This window comes from Paenibacillus sp. FSL R7-0313 (genome assembly GCF_037969885.1).
Taxonomy (GTDB): domain Bacteria; phylum Bacillota; class Bacilli; order Paenibacillales; family Paenibacillaceae; genus Paenibacillus.
In genome coordinates this window covers 2,110,354-2,136,674 of the sequence record NZ_CP150219.1, presented here as the reverse complement: position 1 = coordinate 2,136,674, position 26,321 = coordinate 2,110,354, and the positions used below count along the sequence as shown (strand labels likewise).

Annotated in this window: 4 protein-coding genes; all 4 read right to left on the bottom strand. The window is 53.5% G+C overall.

The features are described from left to right. Nucleotides 1–337 precede the first annotated feature (337 nt). A complete protein-coding gene (locus tag NSQ38_RS09230) occupies nt 338–19,336 on the bottom strand; it encodes a non-ribosomal peptide synthase/polyketide synthase (RefSeq protein ID WP_339788692.1) in 18,999 nt (6,332 codons plus the stop codon). 86 nt (nt 19,337–19,422) lie between these two features. Continuing rightward, nucleotides 19,423–21,156, bottom strand: a complete 1,734-nt coding sequence (locus NSQ38_RS09225) for an ABC transporter ATP-binding protein (protein ID WP_339788689.1) — start codon at nt 21,154–21,156, stop codon at nt 19,423–19,425. Beyond that, the gene (locus NSQ38_RS09220) at nt 21,153–22,979 is read right to left on the bottom strand and encodes an ABC transporter ATP-binding protein (protein ID WP_339788686.1); all 1,827 of its coding nucleotides are present in this window, start codon (nt 22,977–22,979) and stop codon (nt 21,153–21,155) included. Before NSQ38_RS09220 ends, NSQ38_RS09225 begins: the two co-directional genes overlap by 4 nt. Then, nucleotides 22,969–26,277, bottom strand: coding sequence for an amino acid adenylation domain-containing protein (locus NSQ38_RS09215; protein ID WP_339788683.1), 3,309 nt, complete (start codon nt 26,275–26,277; stop codon nt 22,969–22,971). Before NSQ38_RS09215 ends, NSQ38_RS09220 begins: the two co-directional genes overlap by 11 nt. Nucleotides 26,278–26,321 lie beyond the last annotated feature (44 nt).

Genomic DNA, 26,321 nt, shown 5'->3' with positions numbered 1-26,321 from the left:
ACTATGGATGATGCTATAGTAAATACTAAGTCTGAAAAATAGATGAAAATCACTGTGCATCCCATAATACCAGAGTACTCATCCTATATCAGTTAAAGGCTTTCATTATAATAGCCTCATACTGATTTGGACATAGGAACATTAATTATACGTTCATAAACAAAGGGTCCTGATGACAACTGTCATCAGGACCCTTTGTTACATAACTTAAATACTTTTGTCAGGTGATAAAAAAGTCGTGAAACCACCACAAATTTTCATTACCACTTCCTCAATATACCGAATGTCGCATATAACGTGCTTAAATGATCCATCTTCACCCAAGCCGGATAAAGGATTAGAAAATAATATCAATAGCCTCTAGCTCATCTTGCTCCTGTTCGGATTGCCCGTTCAGGGAAATATCCTTTAACAGCACCGAAGGCTGTTCGCCAATTTGGTTGATGATCACGAGCAGGTCCTGAGCAAAATTGTCGATCAGATTGCGCGTAAACAACTTGGTTGCATATTCAAACTGCCCGTTCATTCCCTCATCCAGCAACGAAATGACCAAGGTAAGGTCAAATTGGGAAACCGCATGCAATTCCGGATAAGATTCGATCTGGATATCCCCGAAGCTTTGAACGTTATCTTCCTTCGTTTCCAGCGCAAACATGACATCGAATACAGGATTGCGGCTTTGATCGCGCGGCACCTGCAGCTTTTTCACGAGTTCTTCAAACGGATAATCCTGATGGTCGTAGGCCCCCAGCATCGTTTCTTTGACTTCGTTCAAGTAAACAAGGAACGTCTTCTCCCCGGATGGATAATGTCGAATCGCCAAAGTGTTGACAAACATTCCGATGAGCGGCTCCAGGTCAGCATGTGTGCGGCCCGAAACCGGTGTGCCTACAATGAAGTCTTCTTGTCCCGAGTACTTGCTGAGCAGGATTGAATAGGCCGCCGATAACACCATATATAGGGTAGCACCGTTCTCATCGGCAATGCGCTGCAAGCTGTCGGTCATCTTCTTGTCGATACTGAAAGGCAGCACATCTCCCTCAAAGCTGCGAGCGGCAGGTCTGACAAAGTCCGTAGGCAACTCAAGCGTTGGCAGTTCACCTTCCAACATGTCCAGCCAGTAGGCTTCCTGGCGTTTCAGCCGTTCTTTTACAGGCTCGGACTGCTGCCAAGCGGCGAATTCCTTGTATTGAATCCGAAGTGGTTCCAGTGTCTCACCGTTATACAGGCGTAGCAGCTCTTCGATGAAGATACCCATCGACATGCCATCCGTGACGATATGATGAATGTCCAGCATAAGCAGATGACGTTCCGCTTCCCATTCAACTAAGCCCACACGCAGCAGCGGCGGCCGCTCCAAATCAAAGACACGTACGAAGGCATCCGCAATGCTTTTCGTTTCACTTTCCGTCGCTTTTGTATACTCGACGGCAAACTCCAAGTCCGAATAAACCCGTTGTACCGGTTCACCGTCGACCATTTCGAAGCCAGTTCGCAAAACTTCGTGACGAGCGATTAATCCTTTGAGCGTCGCCTCGAATTGATTCCGCTCCAAGCGCCCGACGAGAACCGTCATGCCGGACATGTTGTAGCTAAGTTCGGCACCTTCCATCTGCTGCTGGATGTAAAGCCGTTTTTGCACAGAGGAAAGCGGATAATACTCCCTTTTATCCAGAACCGGAATGGAAAGGAATTCCTGCTGCTCCAATCCGCTAATCACTTCAGCCATCGCTTCAATAGTCGAGTACCGGAATACATCGCGCAGTGGCAGGTCCACGTGTAGCTCCTTGTGCACCTTGCTGACCAGCGTCGTCGCCCGCAGCGAGTGACCGCCGAGGTCGAAGAAGTTGTCCGTCACACCAATCGTAACTGACCCAAGCACGTCCTGCCAGATGGAGACCAGTTTCGTCTCCAGATCGGTGCGCGGCGCCACGTATTCGCGCCCTGCACTTGCTCCCTCTTCCGGCGCCGGCAACGCTTTCCGGTCGATTTTCCCGTTTGGTGTCAGAGGTAAATGCTCCAGTTCGACGAAATACGACGGGATCATGTAACCCGGCAGCTCGCTGGAGATCGCTCGTTTCAGGTCGGCCGCCGTCAGTTCGATATCCGTTGTGTAGTACGCGCACAGCGCCTTTTGCCCGTTCGCATCACTTCGAACCAGCACCACCGCTTCGCGTATACCTACCACCCGCAGCAACTGCGACTCAATCTCACCCGTTTCGATCCGGTAGCCCCGGATTTTCGCTTGGTTATCAATCCGGCCGATGAAATCCACGTTGCCGTCCTCCATCCACCGCGCCAAATCTCCCGTGCGATACAACCGCTCACCCGCGGTGAAAGGGCTGTCTACAAACTTCTCTTCCGTCAGCTCTGGACGGTTCAAGTATCCACGTGCTACGCCAACGCCGCCGATGACCAGCTCGCCCAACACACCGACGGGTACGGGATTCAGATGTGCATCCACGATGTAAAACTTCGCATTCAACCACGCTTTGCCAATTGGCACATGGCCTGTCTGCGGCAGTTTCGCCAACTCCTCGTCATAGAAACTGGAGTCAATTGCCGCTTCCGTCACACCGTAGGCGTTAATGATGCGGAACGACGGGCCGAACCGTTCCTGCAAGGTACCATAATCTGCCACGCTGCAGCTGTCCGAGCTTGTGATCAACAGTTCCATCGCGCTCAACTCCAGCCCCTGCTCATGCACGTATTCCATAAACGGTACGATCAGTGCTGGTGTTGATTCAAAGATCGACACTCGCTCCCGCTCTATCCAGTAGTGCAGACGAGACGGATCAATCCGATCGTCCTTCGGTACAATGACCATGGTGCCGCCATTGTACAACGTGCGAGCAATATCGCCCACAAACACGTCAAACGAGAAGCTGGCGAGTTGCAGTAGCCGAACTGGGAACTGATCTAACCGGTATTCCCGTCGGTAACCCGCTGCCGTGTTCACCAGGCTACGGTGCTCAATCATCACGCCCTTCGGCTTGCCTGTCGTCCCGGACGTATAGATGACGTACGCCAGATCCTCCGGACGGGCTTCATGGAAGCTGTCCATACCGACAACATCAACATCATTTGGATGACTTTCGCCACCACCGTTCACAGCCCCCGTTAGCTTGCCGTTGACTGGATCGGGAGCACTGCTGGAGCCTTGGGCAAAGTCCATTGGCGCATTGCTTCGTTCCTCGTTGTACGACGCTTCATCGTCGAGATACAGCACCGTCTCCAGTGCCAGTTCCTCTTCACCCAGCCAGGATTCGGCACGCTCTCGCAGCGGCGTTTGCGTAAGCAGCACCTTCGCTCCGCTGTCTTCGAGCATAAACCGCACTCGGTCCGCCGGATAATCCGGATCAAGCGGTACATACGCCCCTCCCGCTTTCCAGACGGCCATCACGGCCACCAGCAGGTCCACCGAGCGCTCGGCGAGAATGCCAACAATCTCCTCACGGCCAATGCCGCTTCCGCGCAGCGTAGCCGCCAAGCGATTCGCCCGCTCGTTCAGCTCCGCGTACGTTAGCCGATCGTTCTCGTATACGACGGCTTCCGCTTCCGGCGTGTGTTCCGCCTGTTCCTCGAACAGTCGATGGAACGCTGCCATAGGAGCCTCTTCCGGTTGCGCAGGGTTAAACGCGCCGACAATCTGCTCTTTTTCCTCTGCCGTTAACAAGTTCAGCTCGGCAATCGTCGCCGACGGGTTGCGGAGAATGGATTCAAGCAACTGCAAGTAGTGGGCAGCCAACTTCTCCACCGTTTCGGTTTTGTATAGAGCCGTGGCGTATTCAAACAGATATTCCAAGCCGTCCTCAATCTCCGTAACGTCCAAGCTGAGATCGAATTTGGAAACATTTTCTTCGCTAGCATACGTCGACAGATGCAGTCCCGGAAGCTGGATTTCCACATTTTCTGTATTCTGCAAAGCAAACATCGTATCAAACAGTGGATGACGGCGTAAATCACGAGCCACGTTTACCTTATCCACCAGTTCCTCAAACGGATAATTCTGATGTTCAAAAGCACTCAGCGTTGTCTCCCTGATTTCCTTCAAGTAGTCAAGGAACGTCTTACTGGCAGCCGGGTAACTGCGGATGGCCAAGGTATTAACGAACATCCCGATCAGCGGCTGAACGTCGCTATGATTTCTGCCCGCAATCGGCGTCCCAACCACCACGTCTTCCTGACCTGAATATTTATGCAGAAGTACTTTATACGCCGCAAGCAGAACCATGTAAAGCGTTGCGCCGTTCTCAGCTGCAAACCGTTTCAGACCTTCGCTTTTCTCAATATTCATAAACAATTGCAGCGTGCGGCCCTCGTAGCTCTGCATAGCCGGGCGCGGATAGTCCGTCGGCATTTCCAGAACTGGCAGTTCTCCGCGGAACATGTCAATCCAGTAGGCTTCCTGCTTGGCAAGCTCCGTTTTCTGCTCGTCCGATTGCTGCCATACTGCATAATCTTTGTACTGAATGCGGAGTGGCTTGAGCGGCTCCCCGCTGTACAAGTGCACGAACTCTTCGATCAGTACGTCCATTGAAACGCCGTCCGATACGATATGATGTGTATCGAACATCAGGATGTGCCGGTCCGGCGCGAGTTCGGCAATGCCCACCCGCAGAAGTGGCGGCTTCGCTAGATCAAACGCACGAACGAATTGGCGCACCGTTTCTTCCGTCTGCTCCTCGCTGATCTGCACATATTCCACCTGGAAGGTGACATCTTCGTAAATTCGCTGAACCGCTTCGCCTTCAACCATCTCAAAGCCCGTACGCAGCGTTTCATGACGAGCTACAAGCCCGCGGAACGCTTCTTCAAACCGCTGCCGGTCGAGCTGCCCTTCGAGTAACATAGCTCCCGGTATGTTGTAGCTCAGCTCGCCTCCTTCCAGCTGGTTCAAGATGTAGAGACGTTTCTGAGCAGAAGAGAGCGGATAATACTCGCTAGGTTCCGCAACCGGAATAGCCGTAAACGAGCCGATCTCCAAACGCTCCATAGCCACAGCCATTTCCTCAACTGTCGAGTAGCGGAATACGTCGCGAAGCGGGAATTGGGCGCCCAGCTCCTTATGCATTTTGCTGACAAGTGTTGTTGCCCGCAGGGAGTGTCCTCCGAGGTCGAAGAAGTTGTCCGTTACGCCTACCGCCTTCTCCCGAACAAGCACTTCCTGCCAAATGGCGGCCAGCTTTGCCTCCAGTTCGGTGCGCGGCGCCACGTATTCGCGGCCTCCGCCTGCTCCCCCTTCCGGCGCTGGCAGCGCCTTCCGGTCAATTTTCCCATTCGGCGTTAGAGGCAATTGCTCCAGTTCGACGAAATACGATGGAATCATGTATCCCGGTAGCTCGCTGGAGATCGCCCGTTTCAAATCTGCCGCCGTCAAGTCTTTTTCCACTGTATAATAAGCGCACAACGCTTTCTGCCCCTCTTGATCTTCCCTGACAACAACGACTGCTTCCTTCACGCCACCTACACTCAGCAGTTTCGCTTCGACTTCGCCCGTCTCGATCCGGTAACCCCGGATTTTTGCCTGGTTATCGATCCGGCCGATGAAGTCCACGTTGCCGTCTTCCATCCACCGCGCCAAGTCTCCCGTGCGATACAACCGCTCACCAGCGGTGAAAGGGCTGTCTACAAACTTCTCTTCCGTCAGCCCCGGACGGTTCAAGTACCCGCGAGCCACACCGACTCCGCCGATAACCAATTCGCCCAGCACGCCGACTGGCACCGGATTCAGATGTGCATCCACGATGTAGAACTTCGCATTCAACCACGCTTTGCCAATCGGCACATGGCCTGTCTGCGGCAGTTTCGCCAGTTCCTCATCATAGAAACTGGAGTCGATTGCCGCTTCCGTCACGCCATAGGCGTTAATGATGCGGAATGACGGGCCGAACCGTTCCTGCAAGGTACGGTAATCTGCTACACTGCAGCTGTCCGAGCTTGTGATCAACAGCTCCATATCGCTTAATTCCAACCCCTGCTCATGCACGTACTCCATGAACGGCACGATCAGCGCTGGTGTTGATTCAAAGATGGTGACCTGCTCCCGTTCTATCCAGTGGTGCAGACGAGACGGATCGATCCGGTCGTCCTTCCGTACAATGACCATGCTGCCGCCGTTGTACAACGTCCGCGCGATATCGCCCACGAAAACATCAAACGAGAAGCTGGCGAGTTGCAGCAGGCGCACCGGGAACTGATCCAACCGATATTCCCGTCGGTAACCCGCTGCCGTGTTCACCAGGCTACGGTGCTCGATCATTACACCCTTTGGTTTACCCGTTGTTCCCGACGTGTAGATGACGTACGCCAGATCCTCTGGACGGGCTTCATGGAAGTTGTCCATACCGACAACATCAACATCATTTGGGTGACTCTCATTACGGTCGTTCACAGCACCCGTCAGCTCGCCAGAGACCAGACCTGAAACCATGCTGGAGCCAAGCGGTGTATTCGCTCGATCTTCGCTGTATGACGTTTCGTCATCGAGATACAGCACCGTCGCCAGTGCTAGTTCCTCTTCGCCGAGCCAGGATTCGGCACGCTCTCGCAGCAGCGTTTGTGTCAGCAGTACCTTCGCACCGCTGTCTTCCAGCATGAACCGCAACCGGTCTGCCGGATAATCCGGATCAAGCGGTACATACGCCCCTCCCGCTTTCCAGACGGCCATCACGGCCACCAGCAAATCGACCGAACGCTCGGCGAGAATGCCAACAATCTCCTCACGACCGATGCCGCTTGCACGCAACGTTGCCGACAGGCGGTTCGCCCGCTCGTTCAACTCCGCATACGTCAACCGATCGTTCTCGTACACGACGGCTTCCTCTTCCGGTGTGCGTTCCGCCTGTTCCTCGAACAGTCGATGGAACGCTGCCACAGGAGCCACTTCCGGCTGCACCGGATTAAACACGCAGACAATTTCTTCTTTTTCCGCCGCCGTCAAAAGCTCTAACTCATGTACACGAACATTCGGATTAGCCGCAACCTGCTCCAATGCACGGGCAAAATGACCGTGGATCTGCCTGATGTCTTGCTCTCTGAATGTCAGTGCATTGTACGTAAACCGCAGCAAAATATGCTCTTCCGGAATGACGGTAATGTCCAGGTCGTAGTTCGTTTGTTCCGGCGATTGGATATTAGCGATTTTCAGCGCTTCTTGGCCTCCGCCGACAACCTGCTCAATCTGTTCTTCCATCGGATAATTTTCAAAGACCATAATATGGTTGATCAAGTCGCGCTTTTGCTCACTCAGCGACTGAATTTCGAACAGCGGGAACGTTTCGTAAGCTCCCGATGTCAGCGCGTGATCCTGGGTTTTTCTCAAAATATCGGCTACAGTCTCCTCGGCTTTGCCTTGAATACGGACGGGGATCGTATTAATAAACAGGCCAATCATACTTTCGATGCCTGGAATTTCCGCCGGACGCCCGGATACAACGGAGCCGAACACGACATCCTCGCTGTTGTTGTATATCTGTAGGACCAGTCCCCATACAGTCTGCATAAACGTGTTGAGTGTCACCTGTTGCTGGCGCGCCACACGCTCAATTTGTCCAGTCAGTCCTTTGCTGAGTTCCACATCAATTTCAGCCATTTCAAAAGTATGCTGTTTCAGCTGCGTTCTCTCCTGCGGCAGCTTGGTCTGCTGATCGTAACCCGCCAAATACTCAGACCAGTAACCCGAAGCTTTCGCTAAATTTTGAGCTTCCAGCCATTCGATATATCGGGAGTACGAGGTAACCGGAGGAAGCTCCAGCGTCCGCTGCTCTTGGAACGCAAAGTAAGTGTCGAACACTTCCTTGATCATGAAGGACATACACCAGCCATCCATCAAAATGTGATGATGACTCCAGATCACATGGTAGGACTCATCGCCTGTGCGCAAAACGGTCACACGCATAAGAGAGTCTTGGGCCAAATCAAACTTGTTCGCTTTATCCGCGCTGACAAAATCGGCTATTGTCTTCTCCGGATGTTCATCTCTTGCCGAGCGAATATCTTCAAAATACACTTCACACTTCCGCTCGCGGAATACCACTTGAATCGGCTCGTCTCTCCAGCCGGTAATAAAATTGGTCCGGAGCGCCTCATTTCGCTGTACCAGCGTATCCAATCCTCGGGTGAAGGCTTCCACATTCAGGCTTCCGTACAGATCGAAGGTCACCTGTTCGAAGTAAGCTTCCGAATCGGCATCCAGCAAACTGTGGAACAACATCCCTTTTTGCAATGGAGTCAGGGTGTATACATTCTCCAGTTCGCCGAGTGCCGCCGTATGTTCGGACAGCCGCTCCAGTTCCTCCACCGTCACATCTTGAAGCAGTACATCACTAGGCGTAAGCTCCGGCCGCTCTTTTGATACGCAATGGCTGATGACTTCACGCAAACTCGATTCAAGCAAGGTGCCCAGGCGTTCAACCGTCTCCCGTTGATACTGGGTTTCCCCATAACGGATCGTAAGTTCCAACACACCTTCCGACACCATACCGTTGATATCGAGGACATAATCCATCACAGCATTTGGGCTTGAATCGGACCCCGGGCTGAACGGAGACGGCTGCGAGCCACTACTTTCGTAATCCTGGTCGAATTGACCCAAATAGTTAAAACTGATCTCCGGCTCCAAAGCAAAGCGCTCGCCGTCATGCGGCGCCGACAAATAACGCAGGATGCCGTAGCCGATTCCCTTGTTCGGAATGCGCCGCAAGTTTTCTTTCACCTGTTTCACCTGATGACCGAGTGCCTGAGCGTGACCCGGCTCCAGAACAACAGGGAATTGGCTTGTAAACCAGCCTACCGTACGCGTAATGTCCACATCCGGCAAAAGTTCTTCCCGACCGTGGCCTTCGAGATTCACCAGCACGCGTTCCCGACCGCTCCAAGCTTGTACCGCGAGGCCAAGCGCGGCAAGCAGCAAATCGTTCATTTCCGTATGGTAAGCACGGTGTGCCTGCTTCAGCAGCTGTTCGGTTTCCTCCGCCGTCCAGCGGACGGTCACGAGCCCGCTGTCCTTCAGCTTGGATGTGCCTTGTTCAAAATCTTTCGGAAGCGGCTCATAGGTCAATTGCTCGATATGCTGCCAATACGCTCTCTCGCTTTCCATCGCCGAACCGTTCGCATAATCAGCGAGCTGTTTCGCCCACGTTTGGAATGAATCCGTTTTGAGCGGCAGACGGATCGGCTGCCCTTGCAGCGCCTGCTCATAGGCGGCAGCAAAATCCTCAAGCAGAATCCGCCAGGATACGCCGTCTACAACCAAGTGATGGATTGCGATGAGCAGGTGGTCGCCGTCGTCACAGCGGAACAAACCCAGCTTCACCAGCGGACCGTTTTCCAGATCAATGCTTGCTTGAATGTCATTTGCCTTAGCCTCTACCGCTTCTTTCACGTCGAGGGCTCCCTTGAAATCGACAACCTCCAGATCGAACAGCACTTCGTTCTCCCCGGCGCCTCGGTTCCAGGCGGTATAACCATTCTCGGTTTGACGATAAACCGTACGAAGAGCATCGTGATGCACGATAAGCTGACGCACCACTTGGCGTAAAGCTTTTTCATCAAACCCTTGCTTGGAGAACTGCATGATCGCCTGGTTGCTGTGATGAACGTCGGCCGGATTTTGTTCAAAGAACCAGCGCTGAATCGGGGTCAGGATCACCTCTCCCGTCACTTCGGATTGGCTTGCCGTTCTCTCCGCTGTTTGCAACCGCAAACTAAGGGCGGAAATTGTCGGGTAATGGAACAAATCTTTCATGACCAGCTTGTACCCCGTTTGCAAAAGACGAGAAGATACCTGTAAAGCTTTAATTGAATCCCCACCAAGCGCAAAGAAATTATCCATGGTGCCAACCTGATCCACGCCTAACACTGACTGCCAGACCAACGCGAGTGCTTTCTCGGCAGGAGTACGCGGCGCCGTGTATGCAGCCTCGGCACGAATGCTTCCTTCCGGCACAGGCAACGCTTTACGGTCGATCTTGCCGTTCGGTGTAAGCGGTAGTTGCTCCAGACGCATGATGCGCGAAGGTACCATATGAGAAGGCAGTACGGCGTCCAGATGGGCCACAAGCCCTTCCAGATCAAAGCTGGCATCCACAACGACATACCCGCACAAATATTTCTGCCCCCGCTCGTCCGTCCGGTCGATGACAAGCGCTTGACGCACCTCGGCAACATTTTTCATGGCCGCTTCGATCTCACCAAGCTCGATCCGGTAACCGCGAATTTTCACCTGATTGTCGATTCGGCCGATGAAATCTACGTTGCCGTCAGGCATCCAGCGTGCCAGATCACCCGTCCGGTACAACCGCTCCCCAGTGGTGAATGGGCTATCTACGAATTTCTCCGCCGTCAAATCCGGGCGGTTCAAGTAACCGCGGGCCACACCCGCTCCACCGATAACCAGCTCGCCGAGCACCCCGATCGGCACCGGCTTCAGATTTGCATCCACGATGTAGAACTTGGCGTTCAGCCACGCTTTCCCGATCGGCACGCTGCCCGTGTTCGGCAACTTCTCCAGCGGCTCGTCATAGAAGCTAGAGTCAATCGCTGCTTCCGTTACGCCGTAGCTGTTAATAATACGGAACTGCGAGCCAAAGCGCTCCTGCAAGGTGCGGTAATCTGCTACACTGCACGCATCCGAGCTTGTGATCAGCAACTGCATCGAGCTGAGGTCCAGACCCTCGGTATACACATGCTCCATGAACGGCACAACCAGCGCAGGAGTTGATTCGAACACTGTCACGGCGTAGTCGCGAATCCAGCCATAGAGACGGGTTGGATCAATTCGGTCTTCCTTCGGCACGATGACCATAGTTCCACCGTTGTACAGCGTCCGTGCAATGTCACCAACGAACACGTCAAACGAGAAACTGGCAAGTTGCAGCAGTCGGATCGGGAACTGATCCAGACGGTAGTCCCGCCGGTAGCCCGCCGCCGTGTTCACCAAGCTGCCGTGTTCCACTGCCACGCCCTTCGGACGGCCCGTCGTACCGGAGGTGTAGATGACGTAAGCCAGATCACCTGGCTTGTTAACATTTGCCGGATTTGATGCGAGATCCGCCACTTGTACGTTCTGCTCAGCTTCTGCCGTGGCAGAAGTTTCGACAGTAGCCGTTGCCACTTGCGCCAAAGCCTCCGCCTCTGCGCCCGCTTCGCCCAAAGCTTGTACGCCTACAGCTGTTTCCGCCGCGCCGAGGCTGTACGTCGTGGCGTCATCAAGTGCAAGCACTGTTTGCAGCGTTAGAGCTCCGTCGCTGCGCCAAGTTTCCGCCTGCTCCAGCAGGCAGGTCTGCGTAAGCAGGACCGATGCCCCGCTGTCCGCGAGCATATATTCGATCCGCTCCGCTGGATAGTCGGGGTCAAGCGGTACATAAGCACCGCCAGCTTTCCATACGGCGAGTATCCCGATCAACAGCTCCGCTGAACGGCCGGCCAGAATGCCGACCACCTGTTCCGGCTTCACCCCGCGTGCCCGCAGTACATACGCCAAACGATTCGCTTTGGCGTTCAGCTCCGTATACGTCAGCTTGCTGTCTTCGTAGACAACCGCCAGCGCTCCCGGAGTGCGCTCCACCTGCTCCTCGAATCGCTCGTGGAACGTTCTCCCTCTCCACGACTCATCCGCTTCCAGACCTGCACCCTCTGTGGCGGATTGCTTTACAAGAGCCGAAGACGACACGTCAAACCCGACCAATAAATTATCCTTTTCGCTGTCCGTCAATATATCCAAATCCGAAATCCGCGCACCCGGCTGAGCCAGGATCGACCCCAAAATCTGCTCGTAATGACCCGCCAGCCGTACCATCGTGTCCTGTCTAAACAACGAGGTAGCGTACTCGATCTTGCAAACCAACTCGTTACCCTCTTCCACGATGTCCAAGCTAAGATCAAACTTTGCCGTCTTTTCCTCGATGTCATACAGTGACCATTGCAAGCCTTCAAGAGTTAAATCCAGGCTTTCGTGCTTTTGCAAAGAAAACATGGTGTCAAACAGCGGATTTCGGCTTAAATCCCGGCTCACCTGAAGAGCTTCTACCAGCTCCTCAAACGGATAGTCCTGGTGCTCGTAGGCTCCAAGTGTCGTTTCCTTCACTTCCTGCAAGTAATCCATAAACGTCCGCTCTGCCGTCGGACCCAAGCGAAGAGCCAGCGTATTGACAAACATGCCGATTATCGGCTGCACGTCGGCGTGAGAACGAGCGGCAATCGGAGTGCCGACTACGATATCTTCCTGTCCCGCGTATTTATGCAGCAATACGGAGTACGCAGCCAGCAGAAGCATGTACAACGTTGCCCCCGAATCGCTGGCAAGCTGTTTGAGAGCTTCGCCTTTCTCCGCATCTAGCCTAAACGTGAGCGTTTGACCGTCAAACTGCTGAACGGCTGGACGGGAGAAGTCAAGAGGCAGCTCAAGAACCGGAAGCTCGGAGCTGAATACCCCGCGCCAGTATTCCTCCTGTCGTTTGATGCGTTGACGCTGTTCCTCGGATTGCTGCCAAACGGCGTAATCCTTGTATTGAATCCGCAGCTCCGGCAATTCTTCCCCATTGTACAGCCGCACGAATTCGCGTAGCAGCACATCCATGGAAAGGCCGTCGGAAGCAATGTGATGCATATCCAGCGCGAGCAGGAATTTTTCTTTCTCCAATTCAATCAACAGGGCGCGCAGCAAAGGCGGCTGGGTCAAGTCAAAAGGCTGAATGAAGCCTTCTAGAATGGCTGCAACCTGATCTTCGCTTGCTTGAAGCTTCTCGACCTTGAAAGCGACGAGCGGATGAATACGCTGAATCGGCTCCCCATTCATGATTTTAAAACCGGTGCGAAGCATATCGTGCCGGGCCATCAAAGTAGTCAGCACATCTTCTACTTTGGCCTCGTTCAAAGCCCCTTCCAATTGTAAGGCGCTTGGAAGGTTATAATTCAGCTCCAAGCTATCCAGCTGGTGCAGGACGTACAGCCTTTTTTGTGCAGAGGAAACCGGATAGTACGCTTTCTCTTCTGCTTTTGGAATCGAGCTGTGCTGCGATTCTTCCAAACTGGCAATAGCCCCTGCCATCGATTCTACCGTCATATAACGGAACACATCGCGAAGCGGAAATTCCACGTTCATTTCCTTCCGAATCTTGCTGACAAGGTTTGTCGCCCGCAAGGAATGCCCTCCGAGCTCGAAGAAATTGTCCAGGACCCCAATGCCGGAGTTGCCCAGAACTTCCTCCCATATCTTCACAAGCTGGGACTCCGTAAGGTTACGAGGAGCTAAGTATTCAACGCCCGTTTGCAGGCTACCTTGCGGCTCCGGCAGTGCTTTGCGGTCCACTTTGCCGTTGGACGTCAGCGGCATGCGTTCCAGCTGCACGAAGTACGACGGGATCATATATCCCGGCATTCCCTGGGCCAGCGAGGTTCTCATTTCGCTAACCGTCAGCGTCCGGTCCGCCACAAAGTAGGCAACAAGCGCCTTTTCGCCCCCGTTGTCCTGACGGGCGAGCACCACCGCTTCTTCCACGCCCTTCACGTTCAGCAGTTGGGTCTCAATTTCGTCCAACTCGATTCGGTACCCGCGGATTTTGACTTGATGGTCGATTCGGCCGAGGTATTCAATGTTGCCGTCCGGCAGCCAGGCCGCCAAGTCACCCGAACGGTACAGTTTCTCCCCCTCCGCAAACGGAGAATCAACGAACTTTTCCGCCGTCAGATCCGGGCGATTCAGGTATCCTCTCGCCAGGCCTTCCCCGGCCACGTACATTTCGCCTGCTGCGCCGATCGGAACAGGACGACGGTTTCCATCCAGAACGTACACGCTCAGCGTCGGGATCGGCTTGCCGATATTACTCTTCGCCGCCTCCATCTCGATCCATGTGATTTCCTTATACGTCACGTGAACCGTCGTTTCGGTAATACCGTACATATTGATTAGTTTTGTCTCCGGATACTTCGTCTTAAAACCCTTGAGCAACAGCGGACTGAGCGCTTCGCCACCGAAGATGACGTTGCGAATCCTCAGATCGTACGCATGGTCCGCTAGAACCTCACGCAGCAGTTGGTAGAAATATGTTGGCGTCTGGTTCAAGATCGTGACCCGTTCGTGGCTCAGCAGTGCCAGGAACTCGGCCGGATTTTTCGCCGTAATCGGTGGTACAATGACCAGCTTGCCTCCATTCAGAAGCGCTCCGTACATCTCCCAGACGGAGAAATCGAAGCAGAACGAGTGAAATAACGTCCACGTGTCGGACGGGCCAAAGTCGAACAGGTTCTTGTCGTTGAACAAAAGGCGCACAACGTTTTTATGCTCGATCAACGTGCCTTTGGGTTTGCCAGTCGTTCCCGATGTGTAGATGACATAAGCCAAGTTACCCGGCCCGGAAATCGGCTCTAGATTCGAAGCGTCCAGCTCACCAGCGGAATCCGCCCCTTTGTCGCCCCAAACGATATCGTCCAATTCAAGGCGCGTTCCTGCGAAGTCGGTCTTCTCATGCAAATGCTTTTGAATCAGCAATAACGGTGCGCCCGAATCCTCAATCATGAAGCGGATGCGTTCCTCCGGGTAGTCGGGATCGACAGGCACGTAGGCTCCGCCCGCTTTGAGAATCGCCATAATGCCGACAACCATATCAAGCGAACGTTCGGCCAGAATCGCTACCAACTGATCCGCTTCGACTCCTGTCTCCCGCAGCTTACGTGCAAGGCGGTTGGATCGCTCGTTCAGTTCGTGGTAGGTCAACTGCCGCTCATTCATGACGGCGGCCACGTTATCCGGGTAAAGCTTCGCCTGCTCTTCGAACAAGCCATGAATCGTCTGCTGACGCGGGTAGTCTGCCTCCGAATCATTAAAACCGCGCACCAGTTCACGGATTTCCTGCTCCGTTAGCATTTCCAGTGAAGCAATATCCCCTTCCGGCGCTGTTGCGATAGTTTCGAGTAGCTTGTCATAATGTCGGGCGAACCGCTCCGCAGTCTCCTGTTTATACAAAGCCGTAGCGTACTCCAACCGGCATTCGAGCTGACCATCCAGCTCCGAAATATCCAGAAGCAGCTCGAACTTGGACGTTCGGTTTTCCAACGGATAAAACGATTGCTCCAGCCCCTCGATTACAATTTGCTCATTCTCCGTATTTTGCAGGGAGAAGAACGTATCAAAGAGCGGATTCCGGCCGGTCGCGCGCGGAATGTGAAGACTTTCCACCAAATCTTCGAACAAATAATTTTGGTGTTCAAAAGCCCCGAGTGTGATTTCCTTCATTTCTTCCAAATACTTAAGGTACGGCTTGGAACGCTCCGGCTGGCTGCGAATGGCAAGCGTGTTGATAAACATACCTACGATTGGCTGCACTTCTTCCTGCGTTCTTCCGGCAATCGGCGTTCCCACGATCAGATCTTCCTGACCCGAATATTTATGCATAAGGATCGAGTAAGCAGACAATAGCACCATGTACAGGGTCGTGCCCGTCCGTGCGGCCAGTTCTTTCAGCTTCTCCGTCCGTTCTTTCCCAATATCAAACTTCACGGTCCGGCCGTCAAAACTTTGCACCGCAGGCCGCGGGAAGTCCGTCGGAAGTTCCAATACAGGCAGCTCGCCCGACAGCTGTTCCAGCCAGTACTCCTTCTGCGGCTGGATCAACTGCCCGTAGGCTTCGGAATGCTGCCAAACAGCATAATCTTTGTATTGAATACGCAACGGAGCCAGCTCCTCACCCCGATACAGGCGGCTGAACTCGTCGAAAAGCAGCGCTGTCGAGATGCCATCCGAGACGATATGGTGCATATCAAACAGCAGAATGTGGCGATCCTCGGCGACTTCGATCAGGCCGATGCGAAGAAGTGGCGGCTTGGTCAGATCAAACGGGTGATAGTATGCTTCCACCACATGGTCCACTTCTCCCTCGCTCGCCTGGAAATAGTCTACAGCAAACTCCACCTCGTCATAGATGCGCTGCACAAGCTCACCTTGAACCTGCTCGATCCCGGTACGCAGCGTCTCATGGCGCTGAATCAACGCCCGGAACGCGTACTCTACGCGCGTGCGGTCCAGCTTGCCTTCGAGAAGAAGCGCCGCCGACATATTGTAGCTACGCTCGGCCGCGTCAAGCTGGCGCAGGACGTACAGACGCTTTTGCTCGGATGAAACCGGATAGTACTCGGCCTCTGCCGCCTTTGTAATCTCATACGTTTCTTGCTGCTTTAAACCGCTAATTCTTTGGGCAAGCTGTTCGATCGTGGTGTAGCGGAAAACGTCCCGCAGCGGAACCTCGACTTGCAGCTCTTTTCGAATCTTGGAAACAAGCGCGGAGGCACGCAAGGAATGACCACCCAGGTCAAAGAAATCGTCTTGGACTCCAACTCGCGCAATACCCAGCACCTGCTGCCAAATAAGAGCAAGTCTTGTTTCCAGCGTTGTGCGAGGAGCCACATACTCACGGCCGGCTTCTATCTCTCCTGTCGGTTCAGGCAGCGCTTTACGGTCAATCTTGCCATTTGGTGTGAGCGGAAGCTGATCAAGAGACACCAGTCGGGCCGGGACCATATGGGCCGGCAGCTCTTGCTTCAATTGGGACTGCAGATCGCTCAGCTGCAAGGAAACATCCCCCGCCACGTAACCGCACAAATACTTTTGCCCCTGTTCATCCGTACGGTCAGTCACCACAGCCTGCTTGACCCCCGGGAAACTGAGCAGGGCCGTTTCAATTTCGCCGAGTTCGATCCGGAACCCGCGAATTTTCACCTGATAGTCGATTCGACCGATGAAGTCAACGTTGCCGTCTTCCAGCCAGCGGGCCAAATCTCCTGTCCGATATAGACGTTCGCCAGGCACAAACGGGCTGTCTGCAAACTTCTCGGTGGTTAGGTCCGAACGGTTCCAATACCCGCGCGCTACCCCGGAGCCGCCGATGACAAGCTCACCCGGAACCCCTACAGGAACCGGTTTTAACCCGGCATCTACAATGTAAAACCGGGCATTCAGCCAGGCTTTGCCGATCGGCACATGACCCAACGATGGCAGCTTGTCCAGCGGCTCATCGTAAAAGCTGCTGTCAATGGCCGCTTCGGTTACGCCGTAACTGTTGATGATGCGGAATTGTCCGCCGAATCTTTCCTGCAGCAATCGGTAATCGGTGACACTGCAAGCATCCGAGCTGGTAATCAGCAACTGCATGGAGCTGACGTCCAGCCCTTCTTCATAAATATGCTGCATGAACGGCAGGATAAGCGCAGGTGTCGATTCAAATACCGTAATGTTTTGCTCCCGAATCCAGCCGTATAAGCGGTTCGGATCAATCCGGTCATCCTTTGGCACAATTACCATCGTGCCTCCGTTATACAGCGTCCGCGCGATGTCTCCAACGAACACGTCAAACGAAAAGCTTGCCAGTTGCAGCAGCCGCACCGGGAACTGATCCAACCGGTACTCACGGCGGTACGCATCCGCCGTATTCATGAGACTACCATGCTCAATCATGACGCCTTTTGGGCGTCCCGTCGTACCCGAGGTGTAAATCACATAAGCCAAGTCTTGCGGGGCACTATCAGCAGATTCAAATTCCACGGCTGAGGTATCCCCGTTATACATCTGTTCATCGTCCATCGCATACACAGCTTGAAGCTTCAGTCGGTCATCGGCCAACCAACCTCCGGCCCACTCCAACAGATGACGCTGCGTAAGCAGCACCGATGCTTCGCTATCGCTGAGCATGTACTCAATCCGCTCCGCCGGATAATCGGGGTCCAGCGGCACATAAGCTCCGCCGGCTTTCCATACGGCGAGCACACCAACCAGCAGTTCCACCGAGCGCTCCGCCCAGATCCCCGTAATCGTCTCCCTTCCCACGCCCTGTTCACGAAGGAGCGCAGCCAGTCGCTCGGCGCGTTCGTTCAATTCGCCGTAAGTCAGCTGTTTGTCCATGTAAACAACTGCCGGGTGATCCGGAATGTCTCGGGCAAACTTTTCGACATACCGATGAAACGCTATTCCCTCGCTCAGTGCTGCCACCGGCGGGTTAAACACGTCCAGAATACGGTGTCTCTCCTCATCGCTTAACAGAGAAATCTCATGCACCCGCAGTTCGGGAGTCTCAAGAAACTGGTCCAGAACGGTTACATACTGCTCCATAATCCGATCAATCTCGGTCGTCTCGAACAGGCCGGTACGATAGGAAGCATGGAGAATGACATGGCCTTCATTCAGCATATGGTCGAAGCGCAGCAGTAGATCGTCCATCTCGTGTCTAGCAAAGTGAGCCTCCAGACGTACCTTGATTTCTTCGTACTCCACGATTTTCAAAGGCAGATATTCCAGAGACGTGCGGAACAGCTCCGAAAGATCGTTGCGGCCGTGTTGTTCACGTAAATCCTGGATCAATTGGTTATAAGGATACTTCTGATGTCGCAGATCCGCCGTATTTTCCTTGGAAACCGTTTGGATCAAGGAAAGCACGGACCCATCTGGATTCAGACTAATCCGCGTAGCCACGGTGCTGACGAACATACCGATCGTTTCTTTTTCCTTCTTGCTGGTGCGATTGGCAAAAACCGTGCCGACCGGAACATCGGTGCTGTCGGTCAGCTTATACAATAAGACGTACATGGCGGACAAAAATAACGTATATAAACTGACCTGATATTGTTCGCTAAAAGCCAGAATGCGGTCATACCGGGAACCATCCAAAGTGATGGAACGTTTATTCGATTCGCTGCCAATCGAGAATGGCGGAACCGATTTAATGCCGCTCGTTTCAGGCAAAGTGTTGTACTTGGTCAGCCAGTATTCCTTGCCTTTTTGATAACGCTGCGATTGCGCATATTCATGTTCAGTTGAAATATAATCCAGATAGGAAGGGGCCTGGTAACTGCTGGAGATGCCTTTGCGCAGTTCCAGGTATTTTTCCATCACCGCATGCAGCAAAGCAGTGACGGACAAACCATCAGCAATGATATGATTTACAGTCAAATTAAGCCATACTTGGCCGTTTGCAATATGGATCATCGTAAATTGATAGAGGTGTTCGTCGAACACACTGGCCGGTTTTTCGGTTACTTCTTTCACCCAAGCATAGAATTGTTCGGTTGTGCCTATTTCGAGGTGGCTTATCCTGGCTTGGACATTCTCCAGCTCTTCGAACCACTGCGTTGGATTTTGCATATCCCCGCTAATGCGGATTCGGAAAGCGTCATAGGTTTTGACAATCTCTGCCGCCGCTTGCTCAAGCAGCTTGGTGTCGATCTCGCCTGTAATCTGATAGGTCGCGGAAAGCATCGTGATGGATGTGCCCGGATTCATAATTTCCATGAACCATATCCGGCGCTGGGCTTGCGTTAATCCATATTGCTTGTTCGTATTCTCTCTCACATCGACACACTCCCGTATTAGAGATTGTTTGTAGATAGGCTTTATACCTGGATATCAGCAGGAAGCCGCCCCGCCGTAAAGCGGGTCTATCCGTACAGCCGAGCGTAATAACCTCCGAGCGCCAGCAGGTCCTGATGGCGGCCCCGTTCGACGACCGTTCCTTGGTTCATGACCGTAATCAAATCTGCATGTTCCACCGTGCTGAGACGATGCGCAATCAGAATGGTGGTGCGCCCCTTCATCAATACGTTCAGAGCTTGCTGTACCCAATGCTGGGATTCGTTATCCAATGCAGAAGTCGCTTCGTCCAGCAGCAGAATCGGGGCGTTTTTGAGAATCGCCCGGGCGATCGCAATTCGTTGCCTTTGTCCGCCTGACAACGACGCTCCTCTCTCTCCCACCGGCGTTTTATACTGTTCAGGAAGTTCCTCAATGAAATGGTGCGCGTACGCCGCTTTGGCCGCTTCAACCACTTCTTCATCCGTTGCATCCGGGTTGCCATAACGGATGTTTTCCTCAATCGTGCCGGTAAACAAAAATGGCTCCTGCGGAACGTATGCAATCTGCCTGCGGATTTCGTCCAGCGTGTAATGGCCGAACGGTTTGCCCTGGAGCAGGATATCACCGCTATCCACAGGATAAAAGCCGAGCAGCAACTTGATCAGTGTACTTTTGCCGCTGCCGCTGGCTCCCACGATCGCAGCGACCTGACCAGGAAACACCTGCATGGACATGTCGACAAGTACCTTTTTATTTGCCTGATAGGAAAATTCCACATCGCGAAACTCCACCGCAGCCTCCGATACAAGCTCGCTACGAGAAGATCCCAGACGCTCCGGTTCCTCTTCCTCGCTTAGTACCTCTTGAATCCGGTGAGCGCCCGCGAGCGAATTTTGGGTCATCGACAGAACCGTCCCCAAGTTCAACAAGGCGTGCGTCAGATTCACTTGCAAAACTGCCAGAGCGGCGACGCTTCCCATTCCCATCAATCCGTAGGCATAAAGAAGACTTCCGATGACGATGATGCCGCAGAACGTGACGTAGCTGATAAAATGGTTCACCGCAGCCTGCATACCGTTCTTCTTCGCCGTTTGCCGAAGCGTTTGCGTCATTTGTTCGTTCAACGCCTCGTACTGGCCGTAAATCGTGCGGATGCGGAACAGCTTCACAATTTGAATGCCGCCCATAAAATCTTTGAATTTTTCAGTCATTTTACCGAGCGTTTGCAAGCCTTGTTCGGACAAAGCGCGGATATCCCGTGCAAATTTCAGGCTGACCAGAGAGGACAGCAGCAGAACGACGAAGGATACGCCGGCAAACCGCCAATCGATCACCACCATGGAGACAATGGAGCCGATGCAAAAGACAACTTGAAGCAACAAAACGAAGTAAACCTGCGAGAATGTAAACTCAACGGTCGTTACGTCGTTGTTCACCCGCGACAGCAAGTCACCATGGTGCGTCTGCTCCAGGAATCTCGGCCGCACCCGGCACAGCTTGTCATAAAGACGTTTGCGGATATTCAGCACAGTCAGCTCGACACTGCGCTGGTATAAGTAAATGAACCAGGGAGAAATTATATTTTCCAGAAACAGGGCCGCGCCCAAAATAATAAAAGCTTCCACCATCAGGGACGTATCTCGGGACACGGCGAAATCAACCAAGTTATGTACGACCAAGCTGAAGGCGATCAGAAACAATGTCTGGGTGAGCGCCGTTACAGCAAGGCCAATCGCGTACTGGGTTCTGCGCTTGCGGTTCATAAACGTCAGCAAGTAACCGAGTTCTTTCACTTGCGAGAGCCTTCCGCCCTTTTTCATGTGTACGACACCTCCCTGCGTTCGGCAGACTCGGTAAATTCCTGGTAGTACGACTGGGCGTACATTCCCTTCCTCTCGAGCAATTGTTCATGAGTGCCCTTTTCGATAATATTTCCTTGTTCCATAACCCAGATTTCATCGGCGTTTTGTACCGTAGAAAGCCGGTGGGCAATAACCATGGTCGTTCTCTGCTTCATCAATACGCCCAGCGCTTCCTGAACCGCGCTTTCCGACTCCGGATCAAGAGCCGATGTGGGCTCGTCCAGCAGCAGTACGGGAGCATCCTTCAGAAAAGCCCGGGCCATTGCAATGCGCTGTCGTTGCCCACCGGACAAAAAGCCGCCGCGCTCTCCGACATACGTCTGGTAGCCAGCCTCAAGCTGCATAATGAAAGAATGAGCCTGAGCGGCTTTGGCGGCTTCAATAATCTCGTCCATCGACGCTTCTTCCCGCCCGTAGCCGATATTTTCGGCGATCGTACCGCTAAACAAATATGAATCTTGGGTTACCACGGAAAAATGCGACCGAAGCTGCTCTGGATTAGAGCCGTGGATCAGGCTTCCGAACACGCGGATCTCGCCCTGATCCTCCGGAAGTGGATAAAAGCCGCATACCAGCTTAAACACCGTGCTCTTCCCTCCGCCGCTCGCTCCGACAAGTGCAATCGTCTTGCCTTCCGGCACCGAGAAACTAACATTCCGCAGAATCGGAGAACTCTCTTCATACCCGAAGGTTACGTTCTGAAAATGGATGGGAGCGGCGCTCGCTTTTGGAAGCAAACGGCCATTCTCCGTTTCGGTCGGCTGCTCGACGATTTCGGAGACCCTTCTCAGGGCACCGGTCATTTCGAACGTGCGCGTGATGAGCTCGGGAATATGCTCCAGCGGCTCCAGACACAGATTAAGCAAGTACAGGAAGGCGATTAGTTCTCCCGCGCCTAGCTGCCCGTTGTAGATCAAATAGCTACCGTAACTGACGGCGAAAATGATCGGGCTGATCATCAGCGTAGAAAGCAGCGGGTTAACCCAGGCTTCCCGCTTTTTCACGGCCAGCTTTTTTTGAGCCGTCAGTTGCAGCAACACTTGGTAGGAGCGAGATAACATACCGGATAGCAGATAGCTTTTTACAATAGGCATCCCCCCAAGCGTATCCTGGAGGTTGATGTTCATTCGGCCCATGTTTGCCTGGGCTTCCTCCGTCAACTGTTCCAACTGCTTGCCGATCCATTGGGAAACCAGCAGTGCTACGGGAAATAACAACAGGCTGTACAGCATCAGCTCCCATTGGAGATACATCAAATAAGAGAAACAGCCGATAAATAATAGCGGATGATAAAACCACTGGGCGAGGTCCCGAATCATAAATTGCTGGATGAGCTGCAGATCGTTGTTGATCCGCGACAACACGTCGCCGGAGTGCTGCTTTTCCAAATAGGGGACCGGGAGTTTGCCGATATGACGCATGACATGGTTGCGGATATCCTGCACCGCAGAGGCACTGCTTCGCTCCACACCAAAGCTCATGAAAAACTTCGCCGGCACACCGATCAAGATGACCACAAAGACCGTGTACACGATCTGCAGAACGATTGGCCCCGCCCCATTCTCGGCTTGTGTGGTCAGCTGCTCGACCAAACGCCCCGTCCATATCTCAATAACCGCGGCGGCAATTGCGGACAGGATACCGACGACCATCCAGCCTTTGTGATGGCTCACATAGGACATCAGCCAGCGGAATGCTTTCCAGGTGGCATAAGCGGTTCGGCGCTTGGAAGGCGCCGCTGTGCCTTGTTCTTGAACAGACGTCTGCCGATCAGCTCCCATGCAGGACACCGGCCTCCGCTTCGATTTGCCGCTTGATTTGCACTAAGATGTCACGGATGACAACAGCCGTTTCGTCCACGCGCGCGAGTTCCAGTAATTCCTCGTGTGCCCCTTCCAGCCGGTAATCGGCGTAAGCTTGCGTCGTTGCCCTCTGCCAAGACGGCAATTGGTGCTCCAAGCGGAACGCTTCACTGTCCTTCGCAATCAGTTCGTAAATCCGGGCAGTTATCGTGCCTGAATTAATAAGCTGCGCTTCGTATGTCAAGGTGGCTTTGATCTTCCGATGAACACGCTCCCGCACGAGCGGATTGCTCATTAATTCCTTCTCTTCTTCGTCGAAATCCGCAAGCATTTCTTCAAGCTCTTTCTCAGACGTTTCATAAGGTGTGAGTGTGTCCTTAATCCACGAGTCCACCATGAGCACGTCCGTTACGGAATACCCTCTTCTTTCCATCATTTTGGCTACCTCGAACGTCAGGTTGCCTCCGAAGCAGTAACCGAGCAGCACGTAAGGTCCTTCCGGCTGGATGCGAACAATCTCATCCACATAACGGTTCAGCATGGCCTCGTAATCGATGACATCGTCTATAAAATCAATGCCGTAAAGCACGACTCGGCCGTCTAGCCTGCTTGCAAGCTCTCGGTAACCGATGCCGAAGCCGCTGCCTGGAGGGAAGCAGAACACGTTCAGATCCCCTGTTTTATTCAGCTTAATGAAGGAATCTCCCCCCTTATCCAGGCCCAGATCCTCCTCTCCAAAAGCCATGGCTTCAACGGTTACACTATGGAATTGGCGATTCAGCGGTATCTCGATGCCCGTTTCATCGTAAACGGCTTGAACGAGCCTCATCAGACTTAAGGAATTGCCGCCCAGCTCAAAAAAGTTATCCTTTACGCCGACCTGTGGAATGCCAAGTGTATCCTGCCAGACACGGGCGATCTTCATCTCGAGCAGTGTTCTCGGCGCAACATATTCCACTCCTACAGCCGCAGCTTCCTCCGGTAGCGGCAGCGCTTTGCGGTCGATTTTTCCGTTCGCGGTCAGCGGCATCTGCGAAAGCTGCACAAGATGCGCAGGAATCATATATCCCGGAAGCTGCTGGGCGAGCTGCTCCTTGAGTTCATTCGCCGCCAGCTTTGTTTCCGCAACGTAATAAGCAACAAGTTGCTTATGGCCGTTTGCGTCGTCCCGGGCGAGTACCACCGCTTCTTCCACGCCCTGTGCGTTCAGAAGCTGCGTCTCGATTTCGTCCAGCTCGATCCGGTACCCGCGAACTTTGACCTGGTGGTCGATCCGGCCCAGGTATTCGATGTTGCCATCCGGCAGCCAAGTCGCCAAGTCGCCTGAGCGATACAGTTTTTCCCCATCCGCAAACGGGGAATCAACGAACTTCTCCGCCGTCAAATCCGGACGGTTCAGGTATCCTCTCGCAAGCCCTTCCCCGGCCACGTACATTTCGCCCGCTACGCCAATCGGCACAGGGCGGCGGTTTTCATCCAGGACATAAACCCTCAGTGTTGGGATTGGCTTGCCGATATTGCTCTTCGCCGCCTCCATTTCGACCCACGTAATTTCCTTATACGTCACGTGAACCGTCGTTTCGGTAATTCCGTACATATTGATCAGCTTTGTCTCCGGGTACTTCGTCTTGAAGCCCTTGAGCAAAAGCGGACTGAGCGCTTCGCCTCCGAAAATGACGTTGCGAATCCGCAGATCGTATGGATGATCCGCCAAGACCTTACGCAGCAGCTGGTAGAAGTACGTTGGCGTTTGGTTCAAAATCGTGACCTGTTCGCGGCCCAGCAGCGCCAGAAACTCGGCCGGATTTTTCGCCGTAAGCGGCGGTACGATAACCAGCTTTCCTCCATTTAGAAGCGCTCCGTACATCTCCCAGACGGAAAAATCGAAGCAAAACGAATGGAATAACGTCCACGTGTCGGACGGCCCAAAGTCGAACAGGTTCTTGTCGTTGAACAAAAGGCGCACAACGTTTTTATGCACGATCAACGTGCCTTTTGGTCTGCCAGTCGTTCCCGACGTGTAGATGACATATGCCAGGTTGCCTGACCCGGAAATTGGCTCCAGATTCGAAGCGTCCAGCGCACCTTCCGAGTTCGCCCCACTGTCTCCCCAAACGAAATCATCTATTTCAAGGCGCGTTCCTGCGAAGTCGGTCTTCTCATGCAAATGCTTTTGAATCAGCAATAACGGTGCACCCGAATCTTCGATCATAAAGCGGATGCGCTCCTCCGGGTAGTCGGGATCTACAGGCACGTAGGCTCCGCCCGCTTTGAGAATCCCCAGTATGCCGACAACCATATCGAGTGAGCGTTCGGCCAGAATCGCTACCAGCTGGTCCGCTTCGACTCCCGTCTCCCTCAGCTGGCGCGCAAGACGGTTGGATCGCTCGTTCAGCTCGCGGTAGGTCAACTGCCGTTCGTGCATGACAACGGCCACGTTGTCCGGGTAAAGCTCCGCCTGTTCTTCAAACAAACCGTGAATCGTTTTCCCCCGCTCGAACCCGGTTTCGGTATCATTAAATCGATTCAGCAACGTCTCCCTCTCGTCCGGGGAAAGTACATCGGCTTGTCCAAGCTCCAGATCCGGCTGAAATACAAGCACGGACAGAAGCCGAACAAGGTGGTCGGCCGCCTGTTCCACAAATGCCTGCTCGTATCGATTCCCGTCAAAGCTTATTTCCAGCTCGATAGAGTCGTTTTGGCGGTCGAATCGAAAAACCGTATCGGCTGCCACCCGGTTAACCAGCGGTTCAGGATGAATCGGGGCGAAGGATGCAACGGTGTTGACGACCGGAAGACCTTCCCCTGTATAGTCCAGATGGAGCGGCTCCACCATTTTCCGAAAAGGCAGATGCTGATGCTCCAGCGCCTCGCCGATAGAAGCTTTGATGCCCCCGAGCAGCGTTTTCAGCGTGGTCTGGCTGCTTACGGACGTTTTGATCACCAGGATGTCATGCGGAGGCTGAGTCACGTCCGGGTCCGCGCTATAAGAAGGCATGCCGACCAGTACTTGATCCTGCCCGGTATATTTGAACAGCAGGCTTTTTACTCCTGCCAAAACAATCATGTACAAAGCCAGATCCGAACCATTGGCGAGGCGAATAATTCTCTCCGAGAGCTCACTCGGCAGGGTACGGTGAAGCAAAGCCGGCTCTGCCGCAGCTTCGCCGCCCGCAGATAATTTGGAGGATTGACTATAGGGAAGGAAGCTCAGGCTGTCTTCGTCGTCAAACTTGCTGCTCCAGTACCGTTCTTCCTTTTCAAATAAAGATTTCATTCGTACCTCCCCTAAAAATGAAGTGACCGCATGCCCCGGCGCAG